We start from the raw sequence: 11,033 nt of genomic DNA, 5'->3' as shown, positions 1-11,033 counted from the left end.
TAATTATCACGAAATCTCACAAAAAGAAGCAACTTTCGCCTATGCACGACAATAGAATCGGTAAATTCACAATTTCTTCCTACGGGCGAGCATCCGTAAAGTTTTACGCCTGCGGTAACGGCGCACAAAATAAAGAGCAATAAAATAGGAGAGTATCCCCATAGGAATTCCAAGAACAACTCCACCGAAAATGAGGATGGTTACCCCCTGCCAACCGATTTCCATAAAATCGGCAACCTGCCATTTGGCCGGATCAAACTGCACATCGATAGGTAGCAGAAATGTACCGATCTTGAACTGCACATAATAAAACAGCAGCCAGTTAAATGGATTGGAAACCCATGTAGCAATGGCCGCGGCAATTTTGCTGCTGCGGGTAATGAAAGCCATTACAACAGCGATTATCGTTTGCAGGGGAAGCCCCGGAATAACGGGAAAACACCCTCCGAAAACACCGCAAGCCACCCCCATGGCAATGCTATGCGGTGATCCGTTAATACGCATCAATTTAAGGTAATATAATTTGAGAAGTCTTTTAAACTTCTCCCATCTGCTGAAATTCCTCTGCATCAACTTCCCTTTGTTGAATTTAGTCCAAAACATCAAAGCTGTGGAACTTCATGGCAAAACCGGCCCGTCCCTGAGTAGCCGATCTTAAATCAGTTGAAAAACCGAACATGTTCCGCAACGGTGACAATGCTTGAACAATCTTCTGACTATTTCGGTCGAGCATATTTTCGATGCGCGCGCCCTTAGCCCCAAGCAACCCGATAACATCACCGACAAACTCTTCAGGAACCGAAACCTCTACATCCATGATCGGTTCCATCAACTTCGGCTTAGAAGCAGCCAAAGCTGCCTTCAGAGCCTTGCCGGCTGCCATATGATATCCCGGAACGCTTGATTCCCCGTCCCGTTTACGCAGTTCAAGAATACGTACTTTCACATCCTGAACCGGAAATCCCTTTATAACGCCGCTCTGCAAGCCGTCATCCACTCCTTCCGCAACCGCGTCCATCCAATCGGAAGACCATTCATCAGGGTCAATCTCAAATATAACATCCCGACCGGAACCGCGTTCCTGCGGCTCAACCGCCAGACGCACGTACCCGTAATGCTTATCCTCACCAAGGAGCTTATCAAACTCTTCCTCGGCTTCTGCATTGCCACCCGGTACTTCCTGATAAACAACCTGCGGCTTACCGGAACGAGGTTCAAGCTTGTATTCCCGACGCATGCGATCCAGAACAACCTCAAGATGAAGTTCTCCCATACCTGAAAGAATAATCTGTCCGGTATCCTCGTCGGTCTTCAGAGTAAGTGTCGGGTCTTCCTGCAGATATTTATCCAGAACCTCTTCCAGCTTTTCGGATTCATCCACATTACGTGGTTCGATAGCCATGGAGATTACCGGTTTGTACATTTCGATCTGTTCCAGAACAAGCGGGGTTTCAGCAGTGGAAAGCGTATCTCCGGTGCGGGTATCCTTTAAACCGGCAGCCCCTACGATATCACCGATTCCAGCCATATCAAGACGTTCTTTACGCCCTGCATGCATCTTGAAAAGACGGGCAATGCGTTCATCTTTACCCTGTGTAAAATTTCGCACGGTATCCCCGGCCTCTATCTTACCGGAATAAATACGCATAAGCACCATCTTGCGCCCGGAATCCATTACCACCTTGAAGGCAAGAGCCTGAAAGGGACCATTGGCAGAAGGCTCAACTTCCTGCCCTGCTCCGGTCTGGGGATTTATCCCGGTTACCTTATGGGCTTCCAACGGGCTGGGCAGATATTTTCCAACTCCATCCATCAAGGGCTGAACGCCGACATTCTTCAATGCTGAACCGGAAAAAACAGGTACCAGCTTAAGTCCGAGAGTCGCCTTGCGGATGACTTCATCAATATACCTGGGATCAATGTCATCCTCCAGATACCTTTCCATAAACTCGTCATCTATCTCGGAAAGGGTCTCGCACATACGCTCACGCCACGGTGCAACAAATTCATCATCCTGATCATCAAGATCAAGCACATCAAATTCTTCGCCGTTGCTGTCCTGATCAAAGACCAGCTTTTTCATACGGATGAGATCATAAACAGCAGAAAACTCATCTCCGGCACCGTCCGGAACCTGAACCGGAAGGCTTTTAATGGAAAGTTTGTCAGTCATGGATTCTAGCACAGCCTCAAAATCAGCACCCAAACGATCCATTTTATTAATAAAGACCAGTTTGGGAACGCCATAAGCCTCGCTCTGGCGCCAGACTGTTTCCGACTGCGGCTCTACTCCACCAACAGCACAGAAAACACCGACCGCTCCGTCCAGCACACGCAAAGAACGCTCCACCTCAATGGTAAAATCCACATGCCCCGGAGTATCGATAATATTAACTGTTTTATCTTCCCAGTAGCAGGTGGTTACAGCTGAGGTGATAGTAATCCCGCGCTCCTGCTCTTCAGGCATGTAATCCATGGTAGCGGTTCCTTCATGAACCTCACCCAACCTGTGAATCCTGCCTGAAAAATAAAGCATACGCTCGGTAACCGTGGTCTTACCGGCATCAATATGAGCAATAATTCCAATATTGCGTATCTTTCCAATACCTTTTGTAGAGAAATCAGGCTTTGCATTCACAGGTCACCTTCCCGGTAAAAATACTTATTCAGCCACAGCTAGAGCTACAGATTCGCGCTTGAAAAAAGAACTGTTAAAGCCGTTCCAGAGCCAGCAACCTTCCTGCCCGTGAGCCAACACAATATTATAATTCATCAGCGCATCGCCGACAATCTCAGCAGGAACAACCGCAGCATCGGATTGAGCATCTTCAAGGGAATCCTCATCCACTTCAACAAATTCAACATCAGGATGAACAAAGGAAAGTACATCCATATCAGGGGAATCTTCTTCCTTACAGATTGATATACTGGAAATTTCCGGTGCACGCCAGTAACGCACACAAGGACCGCACGGTAGAAGTACATGACTTACCCGCAAATCAAGAATTGCACCGTCAACACCACTACGCATGAGGTGATCAAGCAACTCTTTAACCTTATTCTGAGGCAAGTGAACCACATCCTCCTGTCCGGCAAGCTCAAATCCTGCCAGTACGGACTGTGAAATGTCCCCTTCGCCGCTGTATATTGCCAAGATATTTTTAACCCCGGCGGCAAGGGCCGGGACCAGCGCAGCCAGAATCCTGACCGGTGAAACCGATTTTTCATCCAGCAGCAGAACGGTCCATGCCAAAGGTGCGGTAGAGACTTCCGTCTCAAAACCTCCGCGCCATGTATTCACATTCCAGGTTTTGCTCGGCGCTTCAGGGGAATTAATTCCGTAAACCTGCGCAATGGTCTTTTTCAACCAAGCACGCTGGGGCGGCAAGGTAGCTTCATAAGCTTCACCGAAAATTTCGTCGTCTATCTGGTAATCCTGCAACCAAAGCGGAAATTCAAACATATCTGCCTCCAAGGACAACTTCACTATATAAAAGCCCGGCAGACCTACGCCTACCGGGCTTTGCTTTTTAACATGGGATAAAAATTAGAGCCAATCGACCAGCTCTTTCCAACTTCCCTGAAGACGCTCACGTTCATCTTGAGAGAGTGTTTTCTGATATTCGTAGTAGGACATCTCCGCCTGCTTCATGGCGTATTTACGCACTTCCGGCAGATCCTTAAAGTTCCTGACCACGTACGCATAACGCTTCCACGCAGAACCGAACTTTGAAGATCTCCAGAAGAAATCCGCGATATAAAGCTCATGGTCAGCCAATGCACGGCGGCATTTGATGATATATTCCTTGGAAGACTTTGCATACTGAGTATCGGGGTATGCTTCCTCAACCCTGTAAAAATATTCAAGCGCCTCAGTAATATTGCTTTGCGGCCTGTCAATCGAGCTAAAAAGGTTATAATTACTCAAGCCGATCTGGTAAAGAACATAAGGAATCTCTTCATTACCCGGATGCAATGCAGCAAATTCTTTATATGCCTCTGAAGCATCAAAGTATTTCTCATCAAGGAAATATGCATCTCCAAGGCTGATCTCAGCTTTCACAGTATACGGGCTAAAAGGATAACGGTCTTTCAACTTGGAGAAAAACTCAGCTGCATCGTAATATTCTTTATCCTTCATAGCCTCCACACCGGCTTCAAAGAGTTCCTGTGCGGTATCTTCCGGCTTGGGAAGGAAGTAGTAGTCAATAACTCCACAGCCAGTCAGGCTGATAAGAAGAAAAGAAGCTAAAAAAATAGAAAGAAATTTATTTCGCATTATTTATGTTCCAGATACGCATACGCGGCCGTGGCGGCTGTAGCGCCGTCACCTACGGCAGTGACAACCTGCCTGCATTTCTTAGAGCGGATGTCACCTGCGGCGTATATTCCGGGAATACTTGATTCCATTTCGCAGGTTGTTTTTATAAATCCATACTTATCGAGTGCCAGCTCCTTGGGAAAAAAGCTGCACACGGCATCAAAGCCGACAAAAATAAAAACTCCGTCCACATCAAGGACGGAATAATCTCCGGTAGCTACACTCTTAAGCTCAACACCGGACACTTCGGTATCACCGACAATCTTCGAAACAACAGAATTAAGGACCGGCTCAATCACCGGGTTTGCCAGACATTTATCCTGATAGACCATGTCCGCCCTGAATTCTTCCCTGCGATGCACAAGGTAAAGCTTCTTTACAAGCTTGGAAAGATAGATGGATTCCTCAAGCGCGGAATTACCGCCGCCAATAACAGCAACAACCTTGTCGCGGTAAAAATGGCCGTCACACAGGGCGCAATAAGACACCCCGCGTCCAAGCAGTTTTTCCTCGTTGGGAACTCTTAATTTTCTGAAAGTAACCCCGGATGTGATTATAACAACCTGAGTTTTTACATGATCACCGCTCGCAACCACAACTTCATGAAACTCTTCACCGGGAATGATCTGCAGCACCTCATCATAGACATGGTCAAACTTGTAATGCTTAACGTGTCTGTCCATTCTGTCGGCCAGCTCGTACCCCTTGATTCCATCAGGGAACCCGGGAAAATTCTCCAGCTCATCGGTCAAGAGCATCTGTCCGCCATGGGACAACTTTTCGACGGCAAGAAAATTAACTCCTGCCCTCGCAAGATAAAGGGCGGCCGCCATTCCGGCTGGGCCGCCCCCAATTACAACGGCGTCATAAGACTTCATTATTTACAGAGCCTTGCTGCTGATCATTTCCTTAATGCTGCTCTTGGAAACTGCACCAGTGGTCTGGTCTACAACTTCACCATCCTTGAAAAGGATGAGGGTCGGGATAGCACGGATGCCATACTTTCCGGGAGACGCAGGGTTATCATCTACATTCATCTTGCAGATCTTAATCTGGCCGGAGAATTCTTCAGCAAGCTCGTCAATCACAGGGCCCATTGCACGACAGGGTCCGCACCACGGAGCCCAGAAGTCAACCAGAACAGGCTTATCACTATTGAGAACTTCTTCTTGGAAATTGGAATCGGTAACCTGCAAAGCCATGTTTTTCTCCTTGTTACAGTATTCAGGTAGCTGTGCCTGAGAACAGACACATCAAATTGTCTTCGTCCGGATTCCACCCATAATAGTGGAATTCAATTTTTAAAATTTAATTCCCGTTGCTCCATGTGTCAAGGTGAACAGACACAATGGTTTAGCAACTATCAAAATAGATACTACCCACCCTTCAGGGCAAAGGCAACACCCGCTTAACTAAATTAACCTTCACAAATCCAGTCCGAAGGCACTACCCTACCCCGGGGAATTGCCTCAAGATCGAGATCATGCCTGCATCCGGCACTGGCCATAAGATATCCGGCATAGGCAATCATTGCTCCGTTATCAGTGCAAAGATGCATGGAAGGTAAAACCAGCGGTATGGAAATTTTTGCAGCAACATCAGCCATGACTGAACGCACAACTGAATTCGCTGCAACACCGCCGGCCACAATAAGGGACTTCACACCACGGTTACGCTGCAAGGCCCTTTCGACCTTAACTTCAAGAGTGCGGCCTACAGTATAATTGAAAGAAGCCAACATGTTCTTGCGTTCTTCGGAAATCACAGAATCTTCAGCACCATCTTCCGGCACTCCCATAACATCAAGACGCAATCCGGAATGCTGATTCACGTAGTTAGCCACCGCAGTCTTCAAACCGCTGAAACTGAAATCAAGATTGTCGTTATTAATATAAGGTACGGGAAAAAGCTTCTTATCTACAACACCCTGCCTGCCCAGATCATCAACAAGCTTACCGCCGGGATATGGAAGATTCAAAGACTTGGCAGTCTTGTCAAAAGCTTCCCCGGCAGCATCGTCAAGGGTTCTGCCAAGCAAGGTAAATTGCGAGGGACTTTCAATAAGGTAAATATGGGTATGCCCACCGGAAACCAGCAATCCCAAGGAGGGGAACTGCAAATCCTGCTCAAGTCCGGCAGCAGTCAAATGCGCCCAAAGATGGTTGACTCCGATGAGCTTGGCCCTGCTGGAAAGCACCAGCCCCTTGGCAAAACTTAATCCCATGAGCAGACAGCCCAGAAGCCCCGGCCCTCTGGCTACGGAAACAACATCGATGTCATCAATGGTCAGATTTTGCTCTTTCAGCAATTCACGCAGAAGCACTGGCAGGACACGTAAATGCTCACGGGATGCGATTTCCGGAACCACACCGCCAAAGACGGCATGCACATCAACCTGCGAAGCAAGTTTTTCAGCAATCAGCTTTCCGTCCCGGACAAGGGCAAGACCTGTTTCATCACAGGAACTTTCAATACCAAGACAGAGCATTAGCCCTCGTGCTCCTTATAAATGTCACAGATAGTCTCTACCTCATGACGGGAACCGATAAACAAAGGCACGCGCTGGTGCAGATCATCAGGGACAATATCAAGGATACGCTGGGTTCCATCAGTAGCCCGCCCTCCGGCCTGCTCAATGAGCATAGCCATGGGTGATGCTTCACAGAGCAGACGCAGCTTACCGCGCGGCTTTGCAGGATCACGATGGTCTGCCGGATACATGAAGACACCACCGTAAATTAAATTGCGGTGAAAGTCGGCAACAAGGGAGCCGATGTAACGCAGACTATAAGGTTTGCCGTGAATGTTATCTTTGGATTTAAAATGACCGATGACTTTCTTCGTCGCCTCAGACCAATATGGCCAATACCCTTCGTTCACGGAATAAATATTACCGTTATCCGGAATCTTCATGTTTGGATGAGACAAGAGAAATTCACCAACACCGGGGTCCATAGTAAATCCATGAACCCCATCACCGGTAGTAAAGACCAACATTGTGGACGAACCGTAAAGAATATATCCGGCTGCCACCTGCTCACAGCCCGCCTGAAGAACATCAGTAGACTGAACAGGAGTGCCAAGTTTACTCTTGCGGCGAAAAATGGAGAAAATAGTTCCGATATTAACGTTCACATCAATATTGGATGAACCATCGAGGGGATCAAAAATAATGATATAGTTCCCCTGAGGAAGACCGTGCGGAATCTCAATAATATCGGCATTCTCTTCAGAAGCCATGGCACAAAGTACGCCTGAACGGGCCATGCGGTGAATCAGAATCCGGTTGGCGTATTCGTCAAGCTTTTTTACTTCCTCACCCTGAACATTAACTTCACCCGTGAAGCCCAGAACATCTACAAGTCCAGCCTTGTTTACTTCCCTGGAAATAATTTTTGCCGAAAGAACAAGTTCGTTAAAAAGATGTGTAAACTGCCCGGTAGCTCCGGGTATTTGTTTCTGGTGCAGTAACAGGTGTTCAGTAACAGTAATCTGCTGGGTCATTTATCCTCCTTCGGAATGTCCCTGCTGCGCGATTTTCAGAAAGAATTAAGCTTTAATACCAGATTTTTTGAATAAGACCTATAAATTTAGAAAAAGAGTATGCCATCATCCTCATCTTCTTTTGAAACAGCTTTAGTCATGTAGACAATCTGGGTGTCACCAACATAGCGAGCCAGCCAGACATATCGTACTCCGGCTACAGAGACGACACCTCTGACCTGATTATCAAGGAGCTCATCCCAATCGATTTTAAGGAGAGCTTCTTTGTCCAGATCTTCAGCTCCGGTCCAGACACCACCGCCATCAGGCTGCATAATTATCAACTTTTTGGGGTCCGGACAAAAATTCAAAAGAATCCGGGGATCAAAATGGACGACAACAAGTCCTTTAAATACGGCATCCTTGAAGAAAGGAGTTGCCAGATACATTTCAGGACCGAATTCAGAATAGCTGACAAAAGATTTCAGATTGATCTCATTCCAGTCCCCTTCGTACTCAATGAGCGGTCCGGGCTTAAATGGCTTGATCTCGGCCTCAGGCAGTTTGACAAGAATACTGGCTTCATCATCAACAGTTAAGACACCGCTGATCCATGGGAAACGCATAAAAAGTAGTTTAAACCAGTTTTCATCGGGGTGAGAATCAACAGTTGAAAGAATCTCACAAAGAGAAAGAATCTTCGCATCCACGGGGGTAAAGAGAAGAGCCAGCTTATTCTCATCAGGATTTTTAATCCCACCGTGCTCAAGATTGATTTCAGGGTTGGGGTCTACAGTCTGCTGCGCATCGTGCCATACCTTACTGCCGTATTCACAACCTCCGGCACAGAGCATACCCACCAAAAAAACAAAAAGTGCGACAGAACGCACAGAATTTTTTAATTCCATATCTCATACCCGGATTCCGTGCATAGTCAGCACGAATCCTTCTGTATATTATTAAGTTATATCTTTAAATAAGACCGAAAATCAGGATAATTCTTATCTGGTCGCCCTTGCCTCAAGACGCTCGGCAAGAAGTTCAAGGGTACTCATCAATTTACTTTTAGCGTGTTTAAAATAAGGATCTTTGCTTGCGTCATCGCCAGCCACATCCTCCATCGGAGTCTGGCTGATACGACTTGAAATATCGGCCATAAATGACATCAATTCCTCTTTATCCTCGTCTGATGCTTTGCAAAGCAGGTCGCGATAAATTTCAAGGGCTCCCTCAAGATCACCTTGTGAAGCAAGAACTTCTGCCATGGTCTTGGTCTTGAGATTGTCCATGACAACAGGACTAGTCAAATCTTCACCGGAATCGCCATCAAAATCAACGAGTGCGGCGGCTTCGGAAATTTCATCAACCAACAATGCGCTTTCTTCTGGTGCAGGGCGAACAAAATCACCTGGAGTGTCATAACTGTCTTCAGAAATAACGGACTCTGCCTTCTGCACCCGTTCACCAACAGAAACACCGGTAAGTTGCTTAATGCCCTCAGCCATGACGTCAGACCATGACATAGGCGAACCATGGAGAGCGGAAAAAAGAAATGCCATAGCCCCGGCTACATCATCATTGCCTTCAGAAACAGAAGCACCCCACATTTTCCAGAATGAGGGGTAGGATGAAAAAAGTCTGGTCAGCGGAGCAACAGCAGCCTTTGCTTCAGAATCCCGGTCAAGTTTGGCAAGGGTTTCAACCAGCAACAGGCGGGCTTCAAGATAGTCAGGATGACGATCAAGTCCCATCCTGAGAGTGGTTACAGCCTTTTCATGATTACCCATTTCTACATAAAGACGGGCCAGAGGAAAAAAAACTTTCGAGCTGGGCTCCAGAGCCAGAACTTCCTGATACCACTCAATCTTGCTTTGCATCTGTACCTGCTCCCTGAGTCTTTAGCTCCCCAGATTTGGGGAAAATATATAACACTTCATTTTCCTTAACGTAATTCATCCTGCTGCGAATGACCTTCTCCTGATAAGCCTGATCAGTCTTAAGTCTTCTGATCTCTCTACTCAATTCGAGAGTCCGGTTGTCAGCAGCTTCAATTTTCCGTTCAAGCTCCTGAACTTTGTCATCAAGTTCAAGGTAACCGAAAAATCCCTGTTCACTCATCCCGAGCCGAATAAGCAGCACAAGGTTGATTACCACCAGTAAACCCAGCAAGACTCTACGTCGCAGCATTAATCAAGCTCCTACTGAAGCCGGGTAAATATTTTTCTAGGAGACTCAACCTGCCCCAGCGGAACCCTGAGTTCATGCAGAAAATTATCAGTAGCGGACTCAATCCGTTCAACTTCGGCTTCGCTCACCCTGATTTTTTCCATTTTACTCATAAACCCTTTAAGCACTTCAAGTTCTTCAATAAACCTGCTGTTTAAGTCAAGCTTTTCAAGCTCCTGCTCCATCTCAAGAATTGTTTCAAGACAATTATTGAGCCTTAGCACAAGATTCTGTCGGTCATTGCCGTTCATTGATTGTCCTGTCTGTGACATTTTCTAATAAATTTTTATTATTCGCTAGTTAACCAGACTTTATGCAAATTGTACATATAATTAGCACCGGAAAACACAGTCAGGAAGACAGCCACGTAGAGAATCCACATTCCCAGCTGGTGCATATCAATTCCGAAATAGGGATAATGCAGGAGCAAGGGACCAAGCGCGAAACTCTGGACAACAGTCTTAAGTTTTCCGAACTTGTCGGCAGCAAGCACCAGTCCCATATCCACTGCAATAGCGCGGAGTCCGGTAACAGCCAGTTCACGGCAGATAATAACTACAGTAATCCAACCGCTTACATGCCCCATATAACTGAGCATGATTAAGGTCGAACAGATAAGCAGTTTATCAGCCAGCGGGTCAAGGAACTTGCCGAGGTTGGTAACCTGATTGCTGCGACGGGCGATGTATCCGTCAAAAAAGTCGGTCAGCGATGCCAGAAAAAAGACAAAGGCCGCCAAAAACATGGTCAATTTGTTCGGGTAGTAAAGAAGAACAACAATTAAAGGTACAGCAAGAATGCGTCCAAGAGTCAGGGAATTGGCAAGGTTGAACATAAGGAGTCCCGGGTCGTGAAATTCATTTAGTCAGAGCAATTGCCCTGAAGCCTGCAAGCCTTTGTATAATGCAGGGAGCCGCAAAACGGCCCCCTGCAGGAACTGCATGATTCTGTGCCGAGGCGGACCGTATGTCAACCCGGCAATGGAATTACGCCCAAAAAAAGG

General features: G+C 46.8%; 13 protein-coding genes. All 13 read right to left on the bottom strand.

Going from position 1 to position 11,033, the window contains the following annotated elements; all coding sequences use genetic code 11:
• Nucleotides 1–66 precede the first annotated feature (66 nt).
• The 13 genes from ACO05Z_RS08585 to pgsA all read right to left on the bottom strand — a co-directional run bounded on the left by ACO05Z_RS08585 (nt 67) and on the right by pgsA (nt 10,865).
• A complete protein-coding gene (locus ACO05Z_RS08585; protein WP_421901756.1) occupies nt 67–570 on the bottom strand; it encodes a DUF2062 domain-containing protein in 504 nt (167 codons plus the stop codon).
• Between the two features lie 19 nt (nt 571–589).
• Nucleotides 590–2,638: an elongation factor G gene (fusA, locus tag ACO05Z_RS08580; RefSeq protein ID WP_421901755.1), complete on the bottom strand. Its 2,049-nt coding sequence runs from the start codon at nt 2,636–2,638 to the stop codon at nt 590–592.
• A 24-nt stretch (nt 2,639–2,662) separates the two neighbouring features.
• On the bottom strand, nt 2,663–3,463 hold the full coding sequence (locus tag ACO05Z_RS08575; protein ID WP_421901754.1) for a hypothetical protein: 801 nt from the start codon (nt 3,461–3,463) through the stop codon (nt 2,663–2,665).
• Between the two features lie 84 nt (nt 3,464–3,547).
• Nucleotides 3,548–4,279, bottom strand: a complete 732-nt coding sequence (locus ACO05Z_RS08570) for an outer membrane protein assembly factor BamD (RefSeq protein ID WP_421901753.1) — start codon at nt 4,277–4,279, stop codon at nt 3,548–3,550.
• The gene (gene trxB, locus ACO05Z_RS08565) at nt 4,279–5,199 is read right to left on the bottom strand and encodes a thioredoxin-disulfide reductase (protein ID WP_421901752.1); all 921 of its coding nucleotides are present in this window, start codon (nt 5,197–5,199) and stop codon (nt 4,279–4,281) included. The genes ACO05Z_RS08570 and trxB overlap by 1 nt, the downstream gene beginning before the upstream one ends.
• 3 nt (nt 5,200–5,202) lie before the next feature.
• A complete protein-coding gene (trxA, locus tag ACO05Z_RS08560; RefSeq protein ID WP_015851695.1) occupies nt 5,203–5,523 on the bottom strand; it encodes a thioredoxin in 321 nt (106 codons plus the stop codon).
• 215 nt (nt 5,524–5,738) lie between these two features.
• Entirely contained in the window at nt 5,739–6,809 is a 1,071-nt protein-coding gene (gene tsaD / locus ACO05Z_RS08555; RefSeq protein ID WP_421901751.1) for a tRNA (adenosine(37)-N6)-threonylcarbamoyltransferase complex transferase subunit TsaD, read from the bottom strand.
• The gene (gene fbp / locus ACO05Z_RS08550) at nt 6,809–7,825 is read right to left on the bottom strand and encodes a class 1 fructose-bisphosphatase (protein WP_421901750.1); all 1,017 of its coding nucleotides are present in this window, start codon (nt 7,823–7,825) and stop codon (nt 6,809–6,811) included. Before fbp ends, tsaD begins: the two co-directional genes overlap by 1 nt.
• Before the next feature lie 86 nt (nt 7,826–7,911).
• The gene (locus ACO05Z_RS08545; protein ID WP_421901749.1) at nt 7,912–8,712 is read right to left on the bottom strand and encodes a hypothetical protein; all 801 of its coding nucleotides are present in this window, start codon (nt 8,710–8,712) and stop codon (nt 7,912–7,914) included.
• Between the two features lie 93 nt (nt 8,713–8,805).
• Nucleotides 8,806–9,681, bottom strand: a complete 876-nt coding sequence (locus tag ACO05Z_RS08540) for a tetratricopeptide repeat protein (RefSeq protein ID WP_421901748.1) — start codon at nt 9,679–9,681, stop codon at nt 8,806–8,808.
• Nucleotides 9,665–9,991, bottom strand: a complete 327-nt coding sequence (locus ACO05Z_RS08535; protein WP_421901747.1) for an FtsB family cell division protein — start codon at nt 9,989–9,991, stop codon at nt 9,665–9,667. Before ACO05Z_RS08535 ends, ACO05Z_RS08540 begins: the two co-directional genes overlap by 17 nt.
• 11 nt (nt 9,992–10,002) lie before the next feature.
• Complete coding sequence (locus ACO05Z_RS08530; protein ID WP_421901746.1) at nt 10,003–10,281, bottom strand: hypothetical protein; 279 nt, start codon at nt 10,279–10,281, stop codon at nt 10,003–10,005.
• A 38-nt stretch (nt 10,282–10,319) separates the two neighbouring features.
• Nucleotides 10,320–10,865, bottom strand: a complete 546-nt coding sequence (pgsA, locus tag ACO05Z_RS08525) for a CDP-diacylglycerol--glycerol-3-phosphate 3-phosphatidyltransferase (protein WP_421901745.1) — start codon at nt 10,863–10,865, stop codon at nt 10,320–10,322.
• Nucleotides 10,866–11,033: the final 168 nt, after the last annotated feature.

Source organism: Maridesulfovibrio sp. (assembly GCF_965230075.1).
Classification (GTDB): Bacteria; Desulfobacterota; Desulfovibrionia; order Desulfovibrionales; family Desulfovibrionaceae; genus Maridesulfovibrio.
This window is presented reverse-complemented; position numbering and strand designations above follow the sequence as displayed.

What these genes read in the sequence shown, in the direction of transcription:
- ACO05Z_RS08585 (WP_421901756.1), bottom strand. Translation starts at nt 570, where the DNA reads ATGCAGAGGAATTTCAGCAGATGGGAGAAGTTTAAAAGACTTCTCAAA.
- ACO05Z_RS08575 (WP_421901754.1), bottom strand. Translation starts at nt 3,463, where the DNA reads ATGTTTGAATTTCCGCTTTGGTTGCAGGATTACCAGATAGACGACGAA.
- ACO05Z_RS08570 (WP_421901753.1), bottom strand. Translation starts at nt 4,279, where the DNA reads ATGCGAAATAAATTTCTTTCTATTTTTTTAGCTTCTTTTCTTCTTATC.
- trxB (WP_421901752.1), bottom strand. Translation starts at nt 5,199, where the DNA reads ATGAAGTCTTATGACGCCGTTGTAATTGGGGGCGGCCCAGCCGGAATG.
- trxA (WP_015851695.1), bottom strand. Translation starts at nt 5,523, where the DNA reads ATGGCTTTGCAGGTTACCGATTCCAATTTCCAAGAAGAAGTTCTCAAT.
- tsaD (WP_421901751.1), bottom strand. Translation starts at nt 6,809, where the DNA reads ATGCTCTGTCTTGGTATTGAAAGTTCCTGTGATGAAACAGGTCTTGCC.
- fbp (WP_421901750.1), bottom strand. Translation starts at nt 7,825, where the DNA reads ATGACCCAGCAGATTACTGTTACTGAACACCTGTTACTGCACCAGAAA.
- ACO05Z_RS08545 (WP_421901749.1), bottom strand. Translation starts at nt 8,712, where the DNA reads ATGGAATTAAAAAATTCTGTGCGTTCTGTCGCACTTTTTGTTTTTTTG.
- ACO05Z_RS08540 (WP_421901748.1), bottom strand. Translation starts at nt 9,681, where the DNA reads ATGCAAAGCAAGATTGAGTGGTATCAGGAAGTTCTGGCTCTGGAGCCC.
- ACO05Z_RS08535 (WP_421901747.1), bottom strand. Translation starts at nt 9,991, where the DNA reads ATGCTGCGACGTAGAGTCTTGCTGGGTTTACTGGTGGTAATCAACCTT.
- ACO05Z_RS08530 (WP_421901746.1), bottom strand. Translation starts at nt 10,281, where the DNA reads ATGAACGGCAATGACCGACAGAATCTTGTGCTAAGGCTCAATAATTGT.
- pgsA (WP_421901745.1), bottom strand. Translation starts at nt 10,865, where the DNA reads ATGTTCAACCTTGCCAATTCCCTGACTCTTGGACGCATTCTTGCTGTA.